Source organism: Rhizobium croatiense (genome assembly GCF_019793465.1).
Classification (GTDB): Bacteria; Pseudomonadota; Alphaproteobacteria; order Rhizobiales; family Rhizobiaceae; genus Rhizobium; species Rhizobium croatiense.
Genome location: NZ_JAILYJ010000002.1, coordinates 23,553 through 43,178, shown reverse-complemented (window position 1 = coordinate 43,178; position 19,626 = coordinate 23,553). Strand labels below are relative to the sequence as shown.

The following is a 19,626-nucleotide window of genomic DNA, read 5'->3' as shown; positions in this document are numbered from 1 at the left end:
TGCATGTCTGGCCGGTACTGAAGGCGAGCGCTGCGCTCGCCCCTGGTTTCGCCGCCGGCCGCTCCGGTCAGTTGAACCGGATGATCGCGACCTCGCCGTCGACCGCGCCCTGATAGGCCGAGGCATGCGGCTCTTCGGCCGGAACTTCGGTCAGCATGCCGATCTGGTCGAGATCGGCCTCGATGAAACCTTCCTCGGCAAGGGCGTTCAAGGCTTCGCGCACGGCCGTATCGTCGTCGGGCGCCTTCAGCATGATGTGCAGGTCGATGCCTTCGCTGGAGTCGGACTCATAGCCTTTGCCGATGATGATGAAGATCATCGGCCCGTCGAAATTGTTGTCGTTATCCGGTGTCGTGATCATCGCCTGTCCTTCGGCTTTCGTGACGATTCGATCGCTCGAATCCTGCTATGAGGGCTTAACGCCGCAATTGCTGATTCCTTAACTGCTTTTGCTGCGATGCCCAAGTTTTTATCTTGGATCACACCCGTGGATTCGTCTAGAAGGGTGAAAACAGGGCATCCGGCCCGCATATCAAGGCGATACGGCGAGTTTATTTCTTAACCGGCCTTGACGAGAGGGGTGGAAACCAGTAGTACCCCGCCCATCAGATCCCATGTGAGGCTTGGCTGTTCGGGGCGACGCGCCCTGAAGTTCACCTCAAACAAGGTTCTAAACGCACGTTGAAGTCATGATGCTGCACGCATGACGCATAATTTCATGCGTCCTCTGCTCCTTGTGGTCCATCTGCGGAAGCGGATCGGGCCATATTTTGCGCATTGAACCGAAAGCATGCGTCATTGCCGGAGACGGCGCGAGTTCAAGCCCGCAAGGGTACTGAGATAAACGTAAGGGATGGTTGAATGCCTACCGTAAACCAGCTGATCCGCAAGCCTCGCCAGGCGAACGTAAAGCGTAATAAGGTTCCCGCTCTCCAGGAGAACCCGCAGAAGCGCGGCGTTTGCACGCGCGTCTACACGACGACGCCGAAGAAGCCGAACTCGGCTCTGCGTAAGGTCGCCAAGATCCGCCTGACCAACGGCTTCGAAGTCATTGGTTACATCCCCGGTGAAGGTCACAACCTTCAGGAGCACTCCGTCGTGATGATCCGCGGCGGCCGCGTCAAGGACCTTCCGGGTGTCCGTTATCACATCATCCGCGGCGTTCTCGATACCCAGGGTGTCAAGAACCGCAAGCAGCGCCGCTCCAAGTACGGCGCGAAGCGTCCGAAGTAATTCGGTTTTGAATAATCCGGCGCTGCGCGAGGTCCTCCGCGTGATGAAGCGCCTTAACGGTTGAAGAGACGAAAAGTATGTCCAGACGTCATAAAGCAGAAAAGCGCGAGATCAATCCGGATCCGAAGTTCGGCGATCTCGTTGTCACCAAGTTCATGAATGCCATCATGCTCGATGGCAAGAAGTCCGTTGCTGAAAACATCGTCTATGGTGCGTTCGACGCCGTTCAGGGCAAGTCCAAGCAGGAGCCGCTTTCGGTTTTCCATTCTGCGCTCGACAACATTGCCCCGCACGTTGAAGTCCGTTCGCGCCGCGTCGGTGGTGCGACCTATCAGGTTCCGGTCGACGTTCGTCCGGAGCGCCGCCAGGCCCTCGCCATTCGCTGGCTGATCGCCGCTGCCCGCAAGCGCAACGAAACGACCATGATCGATCGTCTTTCCGGCGAACTGCTCGATGCGTCCAACAACCGCGGCTCCGCCGTCAAGAAGCGCGAAGATACGCACAAGATGGCTGACGCCAACCGCGCGTTCTCGCACTATCGCTGGTAATTCCGAACGGTATCGAAAGGCAGTCCACAATGGCTCGCGAATATAAGATCGAAGACTACCGTAATTTCGGTATCATGGCGCATATCGACGCCGGCAAGACCACGACCACCGAGCGTATCCTTTACTACACCGGCAAGTCGCACAAGATCGGCGAAGTCCACGACGGTGCAGCCACCATGGACTGGATGGAGCAGGAGCAGGAGCGTGGCATCACGATCACGTCTGCTGCCACCACGACCTTCTGGAAGGGCCGTGACGGCAAGATGCGCCGCTTCAACATCATCGACACCCCCGGCCACGTCGACTTCACCATCGAAGTCGAGCGTTCGCTGCGCGTTCTCGACGGCGCCATCGCGCTGCTCGACGCCAACGCCGGTGTTGAACCGCAGACGGAAACTGTCTGGCGTCAGGCTGAGAAGTACAACGTTCCGCGTATGATCTTCTGCAACAAGATGGACAAGACCGGTGCGGACTTCTACCGTTCGGTCGAGATGATCAAGACCCGTCTGGGCGCGATCGCTGTCGTCATGCAGCTGCCGATCGGCGCTGAAAGCGACTTCAAGGGCGTTATCGACCTGGTCGAGATGAATGCTCTCATCTGGCGCGACGAATCTCTCGGCGCCCAGTGGGACGTCGTTGAGATCCCGGAAGACATGAAGGCCAAGGCTGAAGAATATCGCGAAAAGCTGATCGAGACGGTTGTCGAGATCGACGAAGCGGCGATGGAAGCCTATCTCGAAGGCAACATGCCCGACAACGACAAGATCCGCGAACTCGTTCGTCGCGGCACGATCGACGTCAAGTTCCATCCGATGTTCTGCGGCACCGCTTTCAAGAACAAGGGCGTTCAGCCGTTGCTCGACGCCGTTGTCGATTACCTGCCGTCGCCGCTCGACATTCCGGCGATCAAGGGCATCGACTTCAAGACGGAAGCTGAAATCGAGCGTCATGCAGACGACGCCGAGCCGCTTTCCATGCTCGCATTCAAGATCATGAACGACCCCTTCGTCGGTTCGCTGACCTTCGCCCGTATCTACTCCGGCAAGCTCGAAAAGGGTTCTTCGGTGATGAACACGGTCAAGGACAAGCGCGAGCGCGTCGGCCGCATGCTGCAGATGCACTCCAACTCGCGTGAAGACATCGAAGAAGCCTTTGCCGGCGACATCGTTGCTCTCGCAGGTCTCAAGGAAACCACCACGGGTGACACGCTCTGCGACCCGCTGAAGCCGGTTATCCTCGAGCGCATGGAATTCCCCGAGCCGGTCATTCAGATCGCTATCGAGCCGAAGTCCAAGGGCGACCAGGAAAAGATGGGCCTCGCGCTCAACCGCCTGGCTGCCGAAGATCCGTCCTTCCGCGTGAAGACGGATCAGGAATCCGGTCAGACGATCATTGCCGGCATGGGCGAACTGCACCTCGACATCATCGTCGACCGCATGCGCCGCGAGTTCAAGGTTGAAGCAAACGTCGGCGCGCCGCAGGTTGCTTACCGCGAAACCATCACGCGCCAGCACGAAGAAGACTACACGCACAAGAAGCAGTCCGGTGGTACCGGCCAGTTCGCCCGCGTCAAGATTGTCTTCGAACCGAACCCTGAAGGCGATGACTTCAAGTTCGAATCTAAGATCGTCGGTGGTGCTGTTCCGAAGGAATACATCCCGGGCGTTCAGAAGGGTATCGAGAGCGTTCTGTCTTCGGGTCCGCTCGCTGGCTTCCCGATGCTCGGCGTCAAGGCGACCCTCATCGACGGCGCCTTCCACGACGTTGACTCCTCGGTTCTGGCGTTCGAAATCGCTTCCCGCGCTTGCTTCCGTGAAGCTGCGAAGAAGGCCGGTGCTCAGCTCCTCGAGCCGATGATGAAGGTCGAAGTCGTTACCCCGGAAGATTACGTCGGTGACGTTATCGGCGACCTCAACTCCCGCCGTGGCCAGATCCAGGGTCAGGAGAGCCGCGGTGTGGCCGTTGTCATCAATGCCAACGTCCCGCTGGCGAACATGTTCAAGTACGTCGATAACCTGCGCTCCATGTCGCAGGGCCGTGCTCAGTACACGATGACCTTCGATCATTACTCGCCGGTCCCGTCGAACGTCGCAACCGAAATCCAGGCAAAGTATTCCGGTCAGAAGTGACCGGAATACCAATTGACCGATAACAAGAATTAGCTCCCCTCGGGGACTAGCAAAACGGAGAGCCGAAAATGGCAAAGAGTAAGTTTGAGCGCAACAAGCCGCACGTCAACATTGGCACGATCGGCCACGTTGACCACGGCAAGACGTCTCTGACGGCAGCGATCACGAAGTACTTCGGTGAGTTCAAGGCGTACGACCAGATCGACGCGGCTCCGGAAGAGAAGGCGCGCGGCATCACCATCTCGACTGCGCACGTCGAATATGAGACGCCGGCCCGCCACTACGCGCACGTCGACTGCCCCGGCCATGCCGACTACGTGAAGAACATGATCACCGGTGCTGCCCAGATGGACGGCGCGATCCTGGTGTGCTCGGCCGCTGACGGCCCGATGCCGCAGACGCGCGAACACATTCTGCTGGCCCGCCAGGTCGGCGTTCCGGCGATCGTGGTGTTCCTGAACAAGGTCGACCAGGTTGACGACGCCGAACTGCTCGAACTGGTCGAGCTCGAAGTTCGCGAACTGCTGTCGTCCTACGACTTCCCGGGCGACGACATCCCGGTCGTCAAGGGTTCGGCGCTTGCCGCTCTTGAAGATAGCGACAAGAAGATCGGTGAAGACGCGATCCGCGAGCTGATGGCAGCGGTCGACGCCTACATCCCGACGCCTGAGCGTCCGATCGACCAGCCGTTCCTGATGCCGATCGAAGACGTGTTCTCGATCTCGGGCCGCGGCACGGTTGTGACCGGCCGCGTCGAGCGTGGCATTGTCAAGGTTGGCGAAGAAGTCGAGATCGTCGGCATCCGTCCGACCTCGAAGACGACGGTGACCGGCGTTGAAATGTTCCGCAAGCTACTCGACCAGGGCCAGGCTGGCGACAACATCGGCGCGCTGGTTCGCGGTGTTAACCGTGACGGCGTCGAGCGTGGCCAGATCCTGTGCAAGCCGGGTTCGGTCAAGCCGCACAAGAAGTTCATGGCTGAAGCCTACATCCTGACGAAGGAAGAGGGCGGCCGCCATACGCCGTTCTTCACCAACTACCGTCCGCAGTTCTACTTCCGCACGACCGACGTGACCGGCATCGTCACGCTGCCGGAAGGCACGGAAATGGTCATGCCGGGCGACAACGTCACGGTTGCCGTCGAGCTGATCGTTCCGATCGCGATGGAAGAAAAGCTGCGCTTCGCGATCCGCGAAGGCGGCCGCACCGTCGGCGCCGGTATCGTCGCCTCGATCGTCGAGTAATTCCTCGGCCGCTCCGGTGGAGTGGCCGATTCGATGACATTATTATGAAGCAGGCGGCGTAAGCCGCTTGCTTATTACACAGAAATATAGCAAATGGCGCGCGAGCGCGATTTGCGCACTGCTTTGGATAACGAAGCAGTGACTAAATAACCAATTAAGGTGGGCTAGAAGGCCCTGAAGACTGGATAGGGTTCCGTTTCGGTGCCCTCTCGATCTTTGAAACCGGTGGTCCGCCTTAGGAAGAAAGAACAACCTGTGTCTTGTCCAGAGACATGTGGGAAACAAACACAAGGATAACGTCGAATGAACGGCCAAAATATCCGCATTCGCCTGAAGGCGTTCGATCACCGGATTCTCGATGCTTCTACGCGCGAGATCGTGTCGACGGCGAAGCGCACCGGTGCAAGCGTCCGGGGCCCCGTTCCGCTTCCGACCCGCATCGAGAAGTTTACGGTCAACCGGTCCCCGCACATCGACAAGAAGAGCCGCGAACAGTTCGAGATGCGCACGCATAAGCGCCTTCTCGACATCGTAGACCCGACCCCGCAGACGGTTGACGCGCTGATGAAGCTCGATCTCGCCGCCGGTGTCGATGTTGAGATCAAGCTCTGAGCTTGCTCGAGCTGAGTTGGAAGGATTGAACCGATGCGTTCAGGTGTGATTGCACAGAAGGTGGGAATGACCCGCGTCTACAACGACGCCGGCGAGCATGTCCCGGTAACGGTACTGCGTATGGACGGCTGCCAGGTCGTTGCCACGCGCACTGTCGAAAAGAATGGCTATACCGCAGTTCAGCTCGGTGCAGGCCAAGCGAAGGTGAAGAACACGTCGAAGGCGATGCGCGGCAACTTTGCTGTCGCCAACGTTGAGCCGAAGGCAAAGCTCGCAGAATTCCGCGTCTCGGAAGACAATCTGCTCGAGATCGGCACCGAGATCAAGGCAGGTCACTTTGCCGCCGGTCAGCTCGTCGATGTGACGGGCACGACGATCGGTAAGGGTTTTGCCGGCGCCATGAAGCGCCACGGTTTCGGCGGTCTGCGCGCCACGCACGGTGTGTCGGTTTCGCACCGCTCGCACGGTTCGACCGGCTCGCGCCAGGATCCGGGCAAGGTTTTCAAGAACAAGAAGATGGCTGGTCACATGGGCCAGACGCGCGTCACGACGCAGAACCTGGAAGTGGTTTCGACCGACGAAGATCGTGGTCTGATCCTGATCAAGGGTGCTGTTCCCGGTTCCAAGGGTGCCTGGATCATCGTGCGCGACGCCGTCAAGTCGGCCGCGAAGTAAGGGAGCCAGATCAATGGAATTGAACGTCAAGACCCTCGAGGGAAAAGACGCCGGGAAGGTTTCCCTTTCGGACGCGATTTTCGGCCTCGAGCCCCGCGAAGACATTCTCGCCCGCGTCATCCGCTGGCAGCTTGCCAAAAAGCAGCAGGGCACGCACAAGGCAAAGGGCCGCGCTGAAGTTTCGCGCACCGGCGCCAAGATGTACAAGCAGAAGGGTACGGGCCGCGCCCGTCACCATTCGGCTCGCGCTCCGCAGTTCCGCGGCGGCGGCAAGGCCCATGGCCCTGTTGTCCGCAGCCACGAGCACGACCTTCCGAAGAAGGTTCGCGCGCTTGGCCTTCGCCACGCCCTTTCGGCCAAGATCAAGGCCGATGACGTCATCGTCATCGACAACCTGGTCGCCGCCGAAGCCAAGACCAAGGCTCTCGCGTCCGTTTTCGAGACGCTCGGCCTGACCAACGCCCTCTTCATCGGCGGCGCAGAGCTTGACGGCAACTTCAAGCTCGCAGCTCAGAACATCCCGAACATCGATGTTCTGCCGATCCAGGGCATCAATGTTTACGACATCGTGCGCCGCGGCAAGCTCGTGCTTTCCAAGGCTGCGGTTGAAGCGCTAGAGGAGCGATTCAAGTGACCGATCTCCGCCACTACGATGTGATCGTCTCCCCGGCGATCACCGAAAAGTCCACGCTGGTCTCCGAGAACAACCAGGTTGTTTTCAATGTCGCCAAGCAGGCGACGAAGCCGGAAATCAAGGCTGCGGTCGAGGCGCTGTTCGGCGTCAAGGTCACGGCCGTCAACACTCTGCTGCGCAAGGGCAAGACCAAGCGGTTCCGCGGTTTTGTCGGCAAGCAGAAGGACGTGAAGAAGGCTGTCGTGACGCTGGCTGAAGGCCAGACGATCGACGTCTCCACCGGTCTCTGAGGATTAAAAAAATGGCATTGAAAACATTCAATCCGACGACCCCGAGCCAGCGTCAGCTGGTCATCGTGGACCGCTCCTCGCTCTACAAGGGCAAGCCGGTCAAGGCGCTGACGGAAGGTCTGAGCAAGAGCGGCGGTCGTAACAACCTCGGCCGCATCACCGCCCGCTTCATCGGCGGCGGTCACAAGCGTACCTACCGTCTGGTCGACTTCAAGCGTCGCAAGTTCGATGTCGAAGGCACGGTCGAGCGTATCGAATACGACCCGAACCGCACGGCTTTCATCGCGCTGGTGAGCTATGCCGACGGCGAACAGGCCTACATCATCGCCCCGCAGCGTCTTGCTGCCGGCGACAAGGTCATCGCTTCGGAAAAGGCTGTCGACGTCAAGCCCGGCAACACCATGCCGCTGCAGTACATCCCGGTCGGCTCCATCATCCACAACGTGGAAATGAAGCCGGGCAAGGGCGGTCAGATCGCCCGTTCCGCCGGTTCCTACGCGCAGCTCGTCGGTCGTGACCAGGGCATGGCGATCCTTCGCCTGAACTCCGGTGAACAGCGTCTGGTCAGCGGCATCTGCCTCGCATCGATCGGCGCCGTCTCGAACCCGGACCACGCCAACATCAACGACGGCAAGGCCGGTCGTACCGTCTGGCGCGGCAAGCGTCCGCATAACCGCGGTGTCGTCATGAACCCGGTCGACCATCCGCACGGCGGTGGTGAAGGCCGCACCTCCGGTGGTCGCCATCCGGTGACACCATGGGGCAAGCCGACCAAGGGCAAGCGCACCCGGTCGAACAAGTCGACCGACAAGATGATCATGCGCTCGCGTCATCAGCGTAAGAAGTAAGAGAGGAAGTCTCCAATGGCTCGTTCAGTATGGAAAGGTCCGTTCGTTGACGGCTATCTTCTCAAGAAGGCTGAGAAGGTTCGTGAAGGCGGACGTGCAGAAGTGATCAAGATCTGGAGCCGTCGCTCCACGATCCTGCCGCAGTTTGTCGGTCTTACCTTCGGCGTCTACAACGGCAGCAAGCATATCCCGGTCAGCGTCAATGAAGACATGGTCGGCCACAAATTCGGTGAATTCTCTCCGACCCGCACCTACTACGGTCACGGCGCGGACAAGAAGGCGAAGAGGAAGTAACAATGGGCAAGGCAAAAGCCGAACGCCGGCTGAAGGACAACGAGGCGCAAGCAGTCGCCCGCACGCTCCGCGTCAGCCCCCAGAAGCTCAACCTGGTTGCTGCGGCCATCCGCGGCAAGAAGGTCGAGCGTGCACTCGCTGAGCTGGAGTTCTCCCGCAAGCGCATCGCGGGCGCCGTCAAGAAGACGCTCGAATCCGCGATCGCCAACGCCGAGAACAACCACGATCTCGACGTCGACGCACTCGTCGTCGCCGAGGCCTATGTCGGCAAGTCGATCGTCATGAAGCGCTTCCACGCTCGTGGCCGCGGTCGCGCGTCGCGTATCGAAAAGCCCTTCGCGCACTTGACGATCGTCGTTCGTGAAGTGCAGGCAGCAGAGGAGGCCGCATAATGGGTCAGAAAATCAATCCGATCGGTTTCCGTCTCGGCATCAACCGTACCTGGGATAGCCGCTGGTTCGCGGACAATGCCGAGTACGGCCAGCTGCTGCACGAAGACCTGAAAATGCGCAAGTTCGTCATGAGCGAACTGAAGCAGGCCGGGATCTCCAAGGTGGTCATCGAGCGTCCGCACAAGAAGTGCCGCGTCACGATCCACTCGGCCCGTCCGGGCCTGATCATCGGCCGCAAGGGCGCCGACATCGACAAGCTCCGCAAGAAGCTGTCGGACATGACAAACTCGGAAACGCACCTCAACATCGTCGAAGTGCGCAAGCCCGAAGTTGACGCGACGCTGGTCGCTCAGTCGATCGCCCAGCAGCTCGAGCGCCGCGTGGCTTTCCGCCGTGCCATGAAGCGCGCCGTTCAGTCCGCGATGCGTCTTGGCGCCGAAGGCATCAAGATCACCTGCGCCGGCCGTCTCGGCGGTGCGGAAATCGCTCGTACGGAATGGTACCGTGAAGGTCGCGTTCCGCTGCACACGCTGCGCGCCGACATCGACTACGGCACGGCAGAAGCAGAAACCGCATTCGGTATCTGCGGCATCAAGGTCTGGATCTTCAAGGGCGAAATCCTTGAGCACGATCCGATGGCTTCCGAACGTCGCGCGCTGGAAGGCGACGCACAGGGTCCGGCAAGCCGCGAACGCGACCGTGGCGATCGTCGCCGCGAACGCGACAACGCGTAATTAGCGCTGGCGAAAGATAAGCTCGGAGAAGTAAGAAAATGTTGCAGCCAAAGCGTACTAAGTACCGCAAGCAGTTCAAGGGCCGCATCAAGGGCGTCGCCAAGGGCGGTTCTGACCTGGCATTCGGCGAATTCGGCCTGAAGGCTCAGGAGCCCAACCGCGTCAACGCACGCGAGATCGAAGCGGCCCGCCGCGCGATCACGCGTTACATGAAGCGCGCCGGCCGTGTATGGATCCGCGTGTTCCCGGACGTTCCGGTAACCGCAAAGCCGACCGAAGTCCGCATGGGTAAGGGTAAGGGCTCCGTTGAGTACTGGGCATGCAAGGTCAAGCCCGGTCGTATGATGTTCGAGATCGACGGTGTCAGCGAAGAGATCGCCCGTGAGGCGCTTCGTCTCGGCTCTGCCAAGCTCTCGGTCAAGACGCGCTTCGTACAGCGCATTGCAGAGTAAGGATTGAGCTCATGAAAGCCTCAGATGTTCGCGCGTTGACCGCCGACCAACTCAAGGACGAGCTTGCCAAGCTGAAGAAGGAGCAGTTCAACCTGCGCTTCCAGAAGGCGACCGGCCAGCTCGAAAAGTCCTCGCGCATCAACGAAGTCCGCAAGGACATCGCCCGCGTCAAAACCATTGCCCGCCAGAAGGCGGCAGAAGTTAAGGCCTAAAGGAAGAAAAATATGCCGAAGCGCATCCTGCAGGGCGTCGTCGTTGGCGACAAGAACGAGAAGACGGTAGTGGTTCGCGTCGAGCGTCGTTTCGCTCACCCGCTGCTCCAGAAGACCGTTCGTCGTTCCAAGAAGTACAAGGCCCACGACGAAAACAACCAGTACAAGATCGGCGATACCGTATCCATCGAGGAATGCGCGCCGATCTCCAAGGACAAGCGCTGGACGGTGATCGCCGCCCAGGGCAAGTAAACAGAATTTTGCGCGAGGCCTTGCGTCTCGCCGAAATATCTGTATGAAGCAGCGTCAGAACGCTCGAATGCCGGGCGTTCTTTTGCTTTGAGCGCACGGAAGGTCCCGTTCGGGAAACCACCCTGGCACGATCGACCCCGCGCTATTCAGCTATTGCCGCGTTCCTACTTGCCTTAACGGCAGGTTGGCCGGCGAACATTTTCATAAGCCGGAGTAGGGGGCCCAGGCCCAACCATTCCGGTAAACCAAGAAGGCGACCTGATATGATTCAGATGCAAACAAACCTCGACGTCGCGGATAATTCCGGCGCACGTCGTGTCATGTGCATCAAGGTGCTGGGCGGCTCGAAGCGCAAGTATGCCTCGATCGGCGACGTCATCGTCGTTTCGATCAAGGAAGCGATCCCGCGCGGCCGCGTGAAGAAGGGTGACGTGATGAAGGCGGTTGTCGTTCGCACCGCCAAGGACATCCGTCGTCCGGATGGCTCGGTCATCCGCTTCGACACCAACGCAGCAGTCCTCATCGACAACAAGAAAGAGCCGATCGGCACCCGTATCTTCGGACCGGTTCCGCGCGAACTTCGCGCCAAGAACCACATGAAGATCATCTCGCTGGCTCCCGAAGTACTGTAAGGAGCGGAAGCGATGCAGAAGATTCGTAAAGGCGACAAGGTCGTCATGCTCGCTGGCAAGGACAAGGGCCGCACGGGCGAAGTCGTTCAGGTCATGCCGAAGGAAGATCGTGCGGTCGTTCGTGGCGTCAACGTCGTAAAGCGCCACCAGCGCCAGACGCAGACCCAGGAAGCCGGCATCATCAACAAGGAAGCCCCGGTTCACCTGTCCAACATTGCAATCGTCGACAAGGACGGCAAGCCGACCCGCGTCGGTTTCAAGGTCGTTGACGGCAAAAAGGTCCGCGTGGCCAAGCGTTCTGGAGAAGTGATCGATGGCTGAGGCAAAGTACGAGCCGCGGCTCAAGAAGGAATATGTCGAGCGCATCCGCAAGGCGATGCAGGAGCAGTTCTCCTACGCCAACGAGATGATGATCCCGAAGCTCGACAAGATCGTGATCAACATGGGTGTCGGCGAAGCGACCGCTGACTCGAAGAAGCCGACGGTAGCTGCCGCCGACCTCGCAGCGATCGCCGGCCAGAAGCCGGTCATCACCCGTGCACGCAACTCTATCGCAGGCTTCAAGGTCCGCGAACAGATGCCGATCGGCGCCAAGGTCACCCTGCGCGGCGCCCGCATGTACGAGTTCCTGGACCGTCTCGTGAACATCGCGCTCCCGCGCGTTCGCGACTTCCGCGGCCTGAACCCGAAGAGCTTTGACGGCCGTGGCAACTTCGCCATGGGCATCAAGGAGCACATTGTGTTCCCTGAGATCAACTACGACAAGGTTGATCAGATGTGGGGCATGGACATCATCGTTTGCACGACGGCGACGACCGACGACGAAGCACGGGCTCTTCTGAAAGAGTTCAGCTTCCCGTTCCGTCAATAACCGTAACGACGAGCGTAGAAAAGGAACCTGACATGGCGAAGACAAGCGCAGTTGAAAAGAACAAGCGCCGCCGTACTACGGTCGCCAACCAGGCCGCTAAGCGGGCTGCGTTGAAGGCGATCATCATGAACCAGGCTCTTCCGATCGAAGAGCGGTTCAAGGCCTCGATCAAGCTGGCATCCCTGCCGCGTGATGGATCGAAGACCCGTATTCGCAACCGTTGCGAAGTTTCGGGGCGTCCGCGCGCATACTACCGCAAACTGCGCATGTCGCGTATTGCGCTGCGTGAACTGGGCAATCTCGGCAAGGTGCCGGGCATCGTCAAGTCGAGCTGGTAAGGAGCAGGTTAGATGACAATGACTGATCCGTTGGGCGATATGCTCACCCGTATCCGTAACGGCGCTTCCCGCCGCAAGTCGTCGGTCTCGACGCCTGCGTCCAAGCTCCGTGCGCGTGTTCTCGATGTCCTGCAGTCCGAAGGCTACATCCGTGGCTATTCCGTTGTCGATTTCGGCAATGGCAAGTCGGAACTCAGCATCGAGCTGAAATATTATGAAGGCGCATCGGTGATCCGCGAGATCGGCCGTGTGTCCAAGCCGGGCCGCCGGGTTTATGTCTCGGTCAAGTCCATTCCGCAGGTCGCGAACGGTCTCGGCATCACCATCCTTTCGACTCCGAAGGGCGTGATGGCCGATCACCAGGCTCGTGAACAGAACGTTGGTGGCGAGGTTCTTTGCTCGGTCTTCTAAGACAGGGCAGGGATCTCCATAGCGAACAGACAGGATTGAAACATGTCTCGTATCGGTAAAAAGCCCGTTCAGGTGCCTGCTGGGATCACGGCTACGGTCGATGGCCAGAAGGTCACTGCAAAGGGCCCGAAGGGCGAGCTGTTTTTCGTTGCTAACGACGAAATCAGCCTCAAGCTCGAAAACAACGCGGTCGTCGTGACGCCCGTGAACCAGACCAAAGATGCACGTTCGAAGTGGGGCATGTCCCGCACGATGATCGAAGGCATCTTCAAGGGCGTCAAGGACGGCTTCGAGCGCAAGCTTGAAATCAACGGCGTCGGTTACCGCGCCGCCCTGCAGGGCAAGAACCTGCAGCTGGCCCTCGGCTTCAGCCACGACGTGATCTATGAGCCGCCGGTCGGCATCACGATCGCTGTGCCGAAGCCGACTGAAATTGTTGTCTCCGGCATCAATAAGCAGCAGGTCGGTCAGGTCGCCGCCGAAATCCGCGAATATCGCGGTCCTGAGCCTTACAAGGGCAAGGGCGTCAAGTACGCTGACGAGCGGATCGTCCGCAAAGAAGGCAAGAAGAAGTAAGGATCACGCGAAATGGCTAGCAGGAAAGAAGCACTTGCACGTCGTGCCAACCGCGTGCGCCGTCATATCAAGTCGGTGGCCAATGGCCGTCCGCGCCTGTCGGTTCATCGCTCCTCGAAGAACATCTATGCCCAGATCATCGATGATGTGGCCGGCAAGACGCTTGCCGCTGCATCGACCCTCGACAAGGATCTGCGTGGTTCTCTGAAGACCGGTGCTGACACCGCAGCAGCTGCCCTCGTCGGCAAGCTCGTTGCAGAGCGCGCTTCGAAGGCGGGCGTCACCGAGGTCGTGTTCGACCGTGGCGCCTTCATCTATCACGGCCGCATCAAGGCGCTTGCCGATGCAGCCCGCGAAGGCGGTCTCACCTTCTGATCAGTTTCCGGCCGGACGCTTTTGCGCCGGCCGGATTTTCGCCGGATCGCAAGGCACTCCCCAAGAAGGGGAGGCTGATGCGGTCCACATTTGTTTGCCGATTGCACCCGGAAAAGAAAAAGGAAGAGGACAATGGCACAGGAAAGAAGGCCGCAGCGGGAAGACCGCCAGAGCCGTGAAGAGCGCGATAGCGAATTCGTCGACAAGCTTGTCGCGATCAACCGCGTCGCCAAGGTCGTCAAGGGCGGCCGTCGTTTTGGTTTCGCAGCTCTCGTCGTCGTCGGCGACCAGAAGGGCCGCGTCGGCTTCGGCCATGGCAAGGCACGTGAAGTGCCGGAAGCCATCCGCAAGGCAACCGAAGCCGCCAAGCGCGAACTGATCTTCGTACCGCTGCGTGACGGCCGTACGCTGCATCACGACGTTCATGGCCGCCACGGCGCCGGCAAGGTTCTGCTGCGCTCGGCCAAGGTTGGTACCGGCATCATCGCCGGCGGTCCGATGCGCGCCGTTTTCGAAACGCTCGGCATGCACGACGTCGTCGCCAAGTCGACCGGTTCGTCGAACCCTTACAACATGGTTCGCGCCACCTTCGACGCTCTGAAGCACCAGGTTCACCCGAAGGACATCGCGGCTCAGCGCGGCATCAAGTATGCAACGCTGCAGGCTCGTCGTAGCGCCTCCGGCAACGCCTCTGAAGAATAAGAGGAGCTGACCAATGGCCAAGGCTACCAAGAAGGCTGAAGCGAAGACTGTCACGATCGAACAGGTCGGCAGCCCGATTCGCCGTCCGGACGTCCAGCAGCGCACGCTGATCGGTCTCGGACTGAACAAGATGCACCGTCGCCGCACGCTGGAGGATACTCCTTCGGTTCGTGGCATGATCCGTGCTGTCCAGCATCTCGTTCGCGTCGTCGACGAGAAGTGAGACGGAGGAAACGCTCATGAAACTCAATGAAATCAAGGACAACGAAGGTTCGACCCACAGCCGCAAGCGCCTCGGCCGCGGTATCGGCTCGGGCTCGGGCAAGACCGGTGGTCGCGGTGTGAAGGGTCAGAAGTCCCGTTCCGGCGTCGCCATCAACGGCTTCGAAGGCGGCCAGATGCCGATCTATCGTCGCCTGCCGAAGCGCGGCTTCAACAACATCTTCGCTTCCGACTTCGTCGTCGTGTCGCTCGCCCGTATCCAGGCTGCGATCGACGCCGGCAAGCTCGATGCGAAGGCCACCGTTGACGCAGCCTCCCTCAAGGCTGCCGGCGTCATCCGCCGCGCCAAGGACGGCGTTCGCGTTCTCGCCGACGGCGAGCTCAAGGCCAAGATCACCATCGTCGTCGCAGGCGCTTCCAAGCCTGCCGTCGAGAAGATCGAAAAGGCCGGCGGCAGCGTGACCCTGCTTTCGGCTCCTGCTGCAGCCGAATAATAATCTGATGATATGTCGCCCGGGGTGCTTCACACCGGGCGATTTTGCTCCCATATGTGGGCCTCACAAAATATTGGCTGGCGCGCCCGCGTCATGCCGATAAGACTGGAAAACAAGGGTGAGGCATGGGGTTGCGCTGCAATCCGTTCCAAGCCCGGTTTTGAATAATTTTCATACTGATTCCGGGACCGGTCTGTCCCCCAGAGACGGACCGGAATTGGTAGCGCGGAGAATCGCATGGCTTCTGCAGCGGAACAATTGGCATCCAACCTCAATTTTTCGACCTTTGCCAAAGCCGAGGATTTGAAGAAGCGCCTGTGGTTCACACTGGCAGCTCTCCTCGTCTACAGGCTCGGTACCCATATTCCGCTTCCGGGTCTCAACCCCGAAGCCTATGCCCAGGCTTTCCGCGGCCAGGCAGGCGGCATCCTCGGCCTTTTCAACATGTTCTCCGGCGGCGCCGTCGAGCGCATGGCGATCTTCGCGCTCGGCATCATGCCTTATATCTCCGCCTCGATCATCGTGCAGCTGATGACCTCGGTCGTGCCAGCGCTCGAAAATCTGAAGAAGGAAGGCGAACAGGGTCGTAAGATCATCAACCAGTACACCCGTTACGGCACGGTGATTCTCGGCGCACTGCAGGCTTACGGCATTGCTGCCGGTCTTGAGAGCGGCCAGGGCCTCGTCGTCGAGCCGGGCTGGTTCTTCCGCGTTTCCACCGTCCTGACGCTGCTCGGCGGCACGATGTTCCTGATGTGGCTCGGCGAGCAGATCACTTCGCGCGGCATCGGCAACGGCATTTCGCTGATCATCTTCGCCGGCATCGCCGCCGGTCTTCCCACGGCCCTGGCAGGCACGCTCGAACTCGGCCGCACCGGCGCGCTGTCGACGCCGCTCATCCTGCTCGTCATTCTCGTCGCGATCGGCGTCATCGGCGTCATCGTCTTCGTCGAACGTGCGCAGCGCCGGCTGCTGATTCAGTATCCGAAGCGCCAGGTCGGCAACCGTATGTTCCAGGGCGATACCTCGCATCTGCCGCTGAAGCTCAACACCTCGGGCGTCATCCCGGCGATTTTCGCGTCGTCGCTGCTGCTGCTGCCGGCAACGATCGCTGGCTTTGCCAGCACCACCGCAATGCCGACCTGGGCGACGTCGATCGTTGCGGCGCTCGGCCATGGTCAGCCGCTCTACATGGTGCTCTATGCGGCACTGATCGCCTTCTTCGCCTTCTTCTACACCGCCATCGTCTTCAATCCGAAGGACACGGCCGACAATCTGAAGAAGCACGGCGGCTTCATTCCCGGCATCCGTCCGGGTGAGCGCACCGCCGAATACATCGACTACGTGCTGACCCGCATCACGGTGATCGGCGCGATCTATCTCGTCTTCGTCTGCATCCTTCCGGAGATCTTGGTGTCGCAAACCGGCATTCCATTATCCCTTGGTGGGACTTCGCTTTTGATCGTGGTTAGCGTAACTCTTGATACGGTTGCACAGATCCAGGGTCACCTGATCGCGCAGCAATACGAAGGCCTGATCAAGAAATCGAAGTTGCGTGGAGGAAAGAGGGGGCGATGAGACTTATCCTTTTGGGGCCGCCGGGCGCGGGTAAGGGAACCCAAGCCCAGCGGATCGTGGAGAAGCACGGCATTCCGCAGCTTTCCACGGGCGATATGCTGCGTGCGGCGGTCAATGCCGGTACGGAAGTGGGCAAGCGGGCGAAGGCCGTCATGGACGCCGGCAAGCTTGTCTCGGATGAGATCGTCATCGCCATCGTTTCCGAGCGAATCGATCAGCCCGATTGCGCCGACGGTTTCATTCTCGATGGCTTTCCGAGGACGTTGGTCCAGGCGGACGCCACCGAGGCGATGCTCAAAGCCAAGGGACTCGACCTTTCGGTGGTTATCGAGTTTCGCGTCGACGACCAGGAACTCGTCCGCCGCGTGGATGGCCGTTACACCTGCGCTCAGTGCGGCACTGTCTATCATGACACGGACAAGGTTCCGGTCGAGGAAGGCGTGTGCGACAAGTGCGGTTCGACTCACTTCAAGCGTCGTCCTGACGACAACGCCGAGACGATGATCAAGCGTCTCGAGGTCTACTACAAGGAAACCTCGCCGCTGATCGGCTACTACTATGCCAAGGGCAAACTCAAGTCCGTCGACGGCATGGCGGAGATCGACCAGGTGACAGCCGAGGTCGAAACCATTCTTTCCAAGCTTTAAGGCTTTGAAAATAAACTTGGCGGAGCGGTTGCTTTTCAGCACTGATTCCGCTAAACACCGCGCCAACTCGCGACATTCCATGCGATCGGCGCGGATTTCCCAGGGAAGTCCGGGTGCGGTCGTTTTGACATGTTGCGGACGTAAATCTGAACGAGCGGTTCCAAAGACCGCATAACGAAGCCCACTTGCCGGATGGCAACTGGAATGCAAGGAGAACAGGCGTGGCACGTATCGCTGGCGTCAACATCCCGACTGCAAAGCGCGTTGTCATCGCGCTGACCTACATTCACGGGATCGGTCCGAAATTCGCACAGGAAATCGTCGAGAAGGTCGGTATCCCGGCTGAACGCCGTGTGCATCAGCTGACGGACGCCGAAGTCCTTCAGATCCGCGAAGCCATCGACCGCGACTATCAGGTCGAGGGTGATCTTCGTCGCGATACCGCGATGAACATCAAGCGCCTGATGGACCTCGGCTGCTACCGCGGCCTGCGTCATCGCCGCGGCCTTCCGGTCCGCGGTCAGCGCACCCACACCAATGCCCGCACCCGCAAGGGTCCGGCAAAGGCAATCGCTGGCAAGAAGAAGTAATTTCCGGGAAACCGGGATGAGGGGGCTGGCGGTCTGCGCCGGCCTCTTTTGAGTTTGGAGCGGGACCATATAGGCGCCGTTCCGGTGTAGCCGCTGGCATTACGGCGGTGAAGAGATCAACGAAAGGAATAGCATGGCTAAGGAAGCCGTCCGCGTTCGCCGTCGCGAGCGCAAGAATATCTCGTCGGGTGTCGCTCACGTCAACTCGACCTTCAACAACACGATGATCACCATCACCGATGCGCAGGGCAATGCGATCGCCTGGTCGTCGGCCGGCGCCAAGGGCTTCAAGGGCTCGCGCAAGTCGACCCCGTTCGCCGCCCAGATCGCTGCCGAAGACTGCGCCAAGAAGGCTCAGGAGCACGGCATGAAGTCGCTGGAAGTCGAAGTCTGCGGTCCGGGTTCGGGTCGTGAATCGGCTCTGCGCGCGCTCCAGGCTGCGGGTTTCATGATCACGTCCATCCGCGACGTGACCCCGATCCCGCACAATGGCTGCCGTCCGCGCAAGAAGCGCCGCGTCTGATCATCGCTATCGTCACCGGTGAGCGCCTCCGCGCTCCCGGTGGTTTTCAAGCTCGGTTGCCACGATTGGATGGTGGCAACGAACGGAAGGCAAACTCATGATTCAGAAGAACTGGCAGGAACTGATCAAGCCGAACAAGGTGGAGTTCTCCTCGAGCTCACGCACCAGGGCGACGCTCGTTGCCGAACCGCTGGAGCGCGGCTTCGGCCTCACCCTCGGCAACGCGCTGCGTCGCGTTCTGCTCTCCTCGCTGCGCGGTGCCGCCGTCACGGCGGTGCAGATCGACGGCGTGCTGCATGAATTCTCCTCGATTCCGGGCGTCCGCGAAGACGTCACGGACATCGTGCTCAACATCAAGGAAATCGCCATCAAGATGGATGGCGACGACGCAAAGCGCATGGTCGTGCGCAAGCAGGGCCCGGGCGTTGTTACGGCTGGCGACATCCAGACGGTCGGCGATATCGAAATCCTCAACCCCGAGCATGTGATCTGCACGCTCGACGAGGGCGCCGAAATCCGCATGGAATTCACCGTCAACAACGGTAAGGGCTACGTTCCGGCCGAACGCAATCGTGCGGAAGATGCTCCGATCGGTCTCATCCCGGTCGACAGCCTTTATTCGCCGGTCAAGAAGGTGTCCTACAAGGTTGAAAACACCCGCGAAGGACAGGTTCTCGACTACGACAAGCTGAACATGACCATCGAAACCGATGGCTCGATCACCGGCGAAGACGCCGTCGCTTTCGCGGCGCGCATTCTCCAGGATCAGCTTGGCGTCTTCGTCAACTTCGACGAGCCGCAGAAGGAAACCGAAGAGGAAGCAGTCACCGAACTCGCTTTCAACCCGGCTCTCCTGAAGAAGGTGGACGAACTCGAACTGTCGGTCCGTTCGGCAAACTGCCTGAAGAACGACAACATCGTCTACATCGGCGACCTCATTCAGAAGACCGAAGCAGAAATGCTCCGCACACCGAATTTTGGTCGCAAGTCGCTGAACGAAATCAAGGAAGTTCTCGCTTCCATGGGCCTGCACCTCGGCATGGAAGTGCCGGCATGGCCGCCCGAGAACATCGAAGATCTCGCCAAGCGTTACGAAGACCAGTATTGAGAAAACAAAA

At 59.8% G+C, this 19,626-nt stretch carries 31 protein-coding genes; 30 read left to right on the top strand and 1 reads right to left on the bottom strand.

Features of this window, described 5'->3' with window-relative positions:
* Positions 1–67 precede the first annotated feature (67 nt).
* Positions 68–361, bottom strand: coding sequence for a hypothetical protein (locus K6M89_RS02970; protein ID WP_009992164.1), 294 nt, complete (start codon positions 359–361; stop codon positions 68–70).
* A gap of 500 nt (positions 362–861) precedes the next feature.
* On the opposite strand from K6M89_RS02970, the gene rpsL reads away from it, so the two are divergent.
* The 30 genes from rpsL to K6M89_RS02820 all read left to right on the top strand — a co-directional run bounded on the left by rpsL (position 862) and on the right by K6M89_RS02820 (position 19,616).
* Positions 862–1,233, top strand: a complete 372-nt coding sequence (rpsL, locus tag K6M89_RS02965; protein ID WP_003547537.1) for a 30S ribosomal protein S12 — start codon at positions 862–864, stop codon at positions 1,231–1,233.
* Between the two features lie 77 nt (positions 1,234–1,310).
* Entirely contained in the window at positions 1,311–1,781 is a 471-nt protein-coding gene (rpsG, locus tag K6M89_RS02960) for a 30S ribosomal protein S7 (RefSeq protein WP_004669085.1), read from the top strand.
* Positions 1,782–1,810: 29 nt separating this feature from the next.
* Positions 1,811–3,910: an elongation factor G gene (fusA, locus tag K6M89_RS02955; protein ID WP_038688280.1), complete on the top strand. Its 2,100-nt coding sequence runs from the start codon at positions 1,811–1,813 to the stop codon at positions 3,908–3,910.
* A 68-nt stretch (positions 3,911–3,978) separates the two neighbouring features.
* On the top strand, positions 3,979–5,154 hold the full coding sequence (tuf, locus tag K6M89_RS02950) for an elongation factor Tu (RefSeq protein WP_092844923.1): 1,176 nt from the start codon (positions 3,979–3,981) through the stop codon (positions 5,152–5,154).
* A gap of 303 nt (positions 5,155–5,457) precedes the next feature.
* On the top strand, positions 5,458–5,766 hold the full coding sequence (gene rpsJ / locus K6M89_RS02945; protein ID WP_003547547.1) for a 30S ribosomal protein S10: 309 nt from the start codon (positions 5,458–5,460) through the stop codon (positions 5,764–5,766).
* 33 nt (positions 5,767–5,799) lie between these two features.
* Positions 5,800–6,441: a 50S ribosomal protein L3 gene (gene rplC, locus K6M89_RS02940; RefSeq protein WP_016734008.1), complete on the top strand. Its 642-nt coding sequence runs from the start codon at positions 5,800–5,802 to the stop codon at positions 6,439–6,441.
* Positions 6,442–6,454: 13 nt separating this feature from the next.
* Positions 6,455–7,075 (top strand): 50S ribosomal protein L4, encoded by a 621-nt coding sequence (gene rplD / locus K6M89_RS02935; protein WP_047619855.1) that lies wholly within the window; start codon positions 6,455–6,457, stop codon positions 7,073–7,075.
* Entirely contained in the window at positions 7,072–7,365 is a 294-nt protein-coding gene (locus tag K6M89_RS02930; protein ID WP_003547550.1) for a 50S ribosomal protein L23, read from the top strand. Before rplD ends, K6M89_RS02930 begins: the two co-directional genes overlap by 4 nt.
* A gap of 11 nt (positions 7,366–7,376) precedes the next feature.
* The gene (rplB, locus tag K6M89_RS02925; protein WP_097584701.1) at positions 7,377–8,213 is read left to right on the top strand and encodes a 50S ribosomal protein L2; all 837 of its coding nucleotides are present in this window, start codon (positions 7,377–7,379) and stop codon (positions 8,211–8,213) included.
* 15 nt (positions 8,214–8,228) lie between these two features.
* The gene (gene rpsS, locus K6M89_RS02920) at positions 8,229–8,507 is read left to right on the top strand and encodes a 30S ribosomal protein S19 (protein ID WP_003573797.1); all 279 of its coding nucleotides are present in this window, start codon (positions 8,229–8,231) and stop codon (positions 8,505–8,507) included.
* A 2-nt stretch (positions 8,508–8,509) separates the two neighbouring features.
* Positions 8,510–8,899, top strand: coding sequence for a 50S ribosomal protein L22 (gene rplV / locus K6M89_RS02915; protein WP_004674922.1), 390 nt, complete (start codon positions 8,510–8,512; stop codon positions 8,897–8,899).
* Complete coding sequence (gene rpsC / locus K6M89_RS02910; protein WP_003573793.1) at positions 8,899–9,633, top strand: 30S ribosomal protein S3; 735 nt, start codon at positions 8,899–8,901, stop codon at positions 9,631–9,633. The genes rplV and rpsC overlap by 1 nt, the downstream gene beginning before the upstream one ends.
* Positions 9,634–9,671: 38 nt before the next feature.
* The gene (gene rplP, locus K6M89_RS02905) at positions 9,672–10,085 is read left to right on the top strand and encodes a 50S ribosomal protein L16 (RefSeq protein WP_003573792.1); all 414 of its coding nucleotides are present in this window, start codon (positions 9,672–9,674) and stop codon (positions 10,083–10,085) included.
* Positions 10,086–10,096: 11 nt separating this feature from the next.
* Entirely contained in the window at positions 10,097–10,297 is a 201-nt protein-coding gene (rpmC, locus tag K6M89_RS02900) for a 50S ribosomal protein L29 (RefSeq protein WP_004674925.1), read from the top strand.
* A 12-nt stretch (positions 10,298–10,309) separates the two neighbouring features.
* Positions 10,310–10,549, top strand: coding sequence for a 30S ribosomal protein S17 (rpsQ, locus tag K6M89_RS02895; protein WP_004674926.1), 240 nt, complete (start codon positions 10,310–10,312; stop codon positions 10,547–10,549).
* A 263-nt stretch (positions 10,550–10,812) separates the two neighbouring features.
* Entirely contained in the window at positions 10,813–11,181 is a 369-nt protein-coding gene (rplN, locus tag K6M89_RS02890; RefSeq protein WP_003573790.1) for a 50S ribosomal protein L14, read from the top strand.
* 12 nt (positions 11,182–11,193) lie between these two features.
* Positions 11,194–11,502, top strand: coding sequence for a 50S ribosomal protein L24 (gene rplX, locus K6M89_RS02885; protein ID WP_004674929.1), 309 nt, complete (start codon positions 11,194–11,196; stop codon positions 11,500–11,502).
* Positions 11,495–12,052, top strand: a complete 558-nt coding sequence (rplE, locus tag K6M89_RS02880; RefSeq protein WP_003573788.1) for a 50S ribosomal protein L5 — start codon at positions 11,495–11,497, stop codon at positions 12,050–12,052. Before rplX ends, rplE begins: the two co-directional genes overlap by 8 nt.
* Before the next feature lie 32 nt (positions 12,053–12,084).
* Positions 12,085–12,390 carry a 30S ribosomal protein S14 gene (rpsN, locus tag K6M89_RS02875; RefSeq protein ID WP_003573787.1) on the top strand — a complete coding sequence of 102 codons (306 nt, stop codon included), beginning with the start codon at positions 12,085–12,087 and terminating at the stop codon, positions 12,388–12,390.
* 12 nt (positions 12,391–12,402) lie between these two features.
* The gene (rpsH, locus tag K6M89_RS02870; protein WP_003547562.1) at positions 12,403–12,801 is read left to right on the top strand and encodes a 30S ribosomal protein S8; all 399 of its coding nucleotides are present in this window, start codon (positions 12,403–12,405) and stop codon (positions 12,799–12,801) included.
* Between the two features lie 42 nt (positions 12,802–12,843).
* A complete protein-coding gene (gene rplF, locus K6M89_RS02865; protein WP_008521309.1) occupies positions 12,844–13,377 on the top strand; it encodes a 50S ribosomal protein L6 in 534 nt (177 codons plus the stop codon).
* Positions 13,378–13,389: 12 nt separating this feature from the next.
* Positions 13,390–13,752, top strand: a complete 363-nt coding sequence (gene rplR, locus K6M89_RS02860) for a 50S ribosomal protein L18 (RefSeq protein WP_097584703.1) — start codon at positions 13,390–13,392, stop codon at positions 13,750–13,752.
* Between the two features lie 132 nt (positions 13,753–13,884).
* Positions 13,885–14,454, top strand: a complete 570-nt coding sequence (rpsE, locus tag K6M89_RS02855; RefSeq protein WP_003573784.1) for a 30S ribosomal protein S5 — start codon at positions 13,885–13,887, stop codon at positions 14,452–14,454.
* A gap of 13 nt (positions 14,455–14,467) precedes the next feature.
* Positions 14,468–14,677, top strand: coding sequence for a 50S ribosomal protein L30 (gene rpmD, locus K6M89_RS02850; protein ID WP_003573781.1), 210 nt, complete (start codon positions 14,468–14,470; stop codon positions 14,675–14,677).
* A gap of 16 nt (positions 14,678–14,693) precedes the next feature.
* Positions 14,694–15,170 carry a 50S ribosomal protein L15 gene (gene rplO, locus K6M89_RS02845; RefSeq protein WP_038688291.1) on the top strand — a complete coding sequence of 159 codons (477 nt, stop codon included), beginning with the start codon at positions 14,694–14,696 and terminating at the stop codon, positions 15,168–15,170.
* Positions 15,171–15,407: 237 nt separating this feature from the next.
* The gene (gene secY, locus K6M89_RS02840; RefSeq protein WP_222138391.1) at positions 15,408–16,748 is read left to right on the top strand and encodes a preprotein translocase subunit SecY; all 1,341 of its coding nucleotides are present in this window, start codon (positions 15,408–15,410) and stop codon (positions 16,746–16,748) included.
* A complete protein-coding gene (locus K6M89_RS02835; RefSeq protein ID WP_010031330.1) occupies positions 16,745–17,395 on the top strand; it encodes an adenylate kinase in 651 nt (216 codons plus the stop codon). The genes secY and K6M89_RS02835 overlap by 4 nt, the downstream gene beginning before the upstream one ends.
* A 221-nt stretch (positions 17,396–17,616) precedes the next feature.
* Positions 17,617–17,985 carry a 30S ribosomal protein S13 gene (rpsM, locus tag K6M89_RS02830; protein ID WP_003573772.1) on the top strand — a complete coding sequence of 123 codons (369 nt, stop codon included), beginning with the start codon at positions 17,617–17,619 and terminating at the stop codon, positions 17,983–17,985.
* 133 nt (positions 17,986–18,118) lie between these two features.
* Positions 18,119–18,508 carry a 30S ribosomal protein S11 gene (gene rpsK / locus K6M89_RS02825; RefSeq protein ID WP_003547577.1) on the top strand — a complete coding sequence of 130 codons (390 nt, stop codon included), beginning with the start codon at positions 18,119–18,121 and terminating at the stop codon, positions 18,506–18,508.
* 97 nt (positions 18,509–18,605) lie between these two features.
* Positions 18,606–19,616 (top strand): DNA-directed RNA polymerase subunit alpha, encoded by a 1,011-nt coding sequence (locus K6M89_RS02820; protein WP_003547579.1) that lies wholly within the window; start codon positions 18,606–18,608, stop codon positions 19,614–19,616.
* Positions 19,617–19,626: the final 10 nt, after the last annotated feature.

What these genes read in the sequence shown, in the direction of transcription:
- rpsJ (WP_003547547.1), top strand. Translation starts at nt 5,458, where the DNA reads ATGAACGGCCAAAATATCCGCATTCGCCTGAAGGCGTTCGATCACCGG.
- rplV (WP_004674922.1), top strand. Translation starts at nt 8,510, where the DNA reads ATGGGCAAGGCAAAAGCCGAACGCCGGCTGAAGGACAACGAGGCGCAA.
- rpsN (WP_003573787.1), top strand. Translation starts at nt 12,085, where the DNA reads ATGGCGAAGACAAGCGCAGTTGAAAAGAACAAGCGCCGCCGTACTACG.
- rpsG (WP_004669085.1), top strand. Translation starts at nt 1,311, where the DNA reads ATGTCCAGACGTCATAAAGCAGAAAAGCGCGAGATCAATCCGGATCCG.
- rplC (WP_016734008.1), top strand. Translation starts at nt 5,800, where the DNA reads ATGCGTTCAGGTGTGATTGCACAGAAGGTGGGAATGACCCGCGTCTAC.
- rplD (WP_047619855.1), top strand. Translation starts at nt 6,455, where the DNA reads ATGGAATTGAACGTCAAGACCCTCGAGGGAAAAGACGCCGGGAAGGTT.
- K6M89_RS02835 (WP_010031330.1), top strand. Translation starts at nt 16,745, where the DNA reads ATGAGACTTATCCTTTTGGGGCCGCCGGGCGCGGGTAAGGGAACCCAA.
- rplN (WP_003573790.1), top strand. Translation starts at nt 10,813, where the DNA reads ATGATTCAGATGCAAACAAACCTCGACGTCGCGGATAATTCCGGCGCA.
- rplO (WP_038688291.1), top strand. Translation starts at nt 14,694, where the DNA reads ATGAAACTCAATGAAATCAAGGACAACGAAGGTTCGACCCACAGCCGC.
- rpsQ (WP_004674926.1), top strand. Translation starts at nt 10,310, where the DNA reads ATGCCGAAGCGCATCCTGCAGGGCGTCGTCGTTGGCGACAAGAACGAG.
- tuf (WP_092844923.1), top strand. Translation starts at nt 3,979, where the DNA reads ATGGCAAAGAGTAAGTTTGAGCGCAACAAGCCGCACGTCAACATTGGC.
- rpsC (WP_003573793.1), top strand. Translation starts at nt 8,899, where the DNA reads ATGGGTCAGAAAATCAATCCGATCGGTTTCCGTCTCGGCATCAACCGT.
- rplX (WP_004674929.1), top strand. Translation starts at nt 11,194, where the DNA reads ATGCAGAAGATTCGTAAAGGCGACAAGGTCGTCATGCTCGCTGGCAAG.
- rplP (WP_003573792.1), top strand. Translation starts at nt 9,672, where the DNA reads ATGTTGCAGCCAAAGCGTACTAAGTACCGCAAGCAGTTCAAGGGCCGC.
- K6M89_RS02820 (WP_003547579.1), top strand. Translation starts at nt 18,606, where the DNA reads ATGATTCAGAAGAACTGGCAGGAACTGATCAAGCCGAACAAGGTGGAG.
- rplB (WP_097584701.1), top strand. Translation starts at nt 7,377, where the DNA reads ATGGCATTGAAAACATTCAATCCGACGACCCCGAGCCAGCGTCAGCTG.
- rpsH (WP_003547562.1), top strand. Translation starts at nt 12,403, where the DNA reads ATGACAATGACTGATCCGTTGGGCGATATGCTCACCCGTATCCGTAAC.
- rpsK (WP_003547577.1), top strand. Translation starts at nt 18,119, where the DNA reads ATGGCTAAGGAAGCCGTCCGCGTTCGCCGTCGCGAGCGCAAGAATATC.
- rpmD (WP_003573781.1), top strand. Translation starts at nt 14,468, where the DNA reads ATGGCCAAGGCTACCAAGAAGGCTGAAGCGAAGACTGTCACGATCGAA.
- rpsS (WP_003573797.1), top strand. Translation starts at nt 8,229, where the DNA reads ATGGCTCGTTCAGTATGGAAAGGTCCGTTCGTTGACGGCTATCTTCTC.
- secY (WP_222138391.1), top strand. Translation starts at nt 15,408, where the DNA reads ATGGCTTCTGCAGCGGAACAATTGGCATCCAACCTCAATTTTTCGACC.
- fusA (WP_038688280.1), top strand. Translation starts at nt 1,811, where the DNA reads ATGGCTCGCGAATATAAGATCGAAGACTACCGTAATTTCGGTATCATG.
- rplE (WP_003573788.1), top strand. Translation starts at nt 11,495, where the DNA reads ATGGCTGAGGCAAAGTACGAGCCGCGGCTCAAGAAGGAATATGTCGAG.
- rpsL (WP_003547537.1), top strand. Translation starts at nt 862, where the DNA reads ATGCCTACCGTAAACCAGCTGATCCGCAAGCCTCGCCAGGCGAACGTA.
- rpmC (WP_004674925.1), top strand. Translation starts at nt 10,097, where the DNA reads ATGAAAGCCTCAGATGTTCGCGCGTTGACCGCCGACCAACTCAAGGAC.
- rpsE (WP_003573784.1), top strand. Translation starts at nt 13,885, where the DNA reads ATGGCACAGGAAAGAAGGCCGCAGCGGGAAGACCGCCAGAGCCGTGAA.
- rplR (WP_097584703.1), top strand. Translation starts at nt 13,390, where the DNA reads ATGGCTAGCAGGAAAGAAGCACTTGCACGTCGTGCCAACCGCGTGCGC.
- K6M89_RS02970 (WP_009992164.1), bottom strand. Translation starts at nt 361, where the DNA reads ATGATCACGACACCGGATAACGACAACAATTTCGACGGGCCGATGATC.
- rplF (WP_008521309.1), top strand. Translation starts at nt 12,844, where the DNA reads ATGTCTCGTATCGGTAAAAAGCCCGTTCAGGTGCCTGCTGGGATCACG.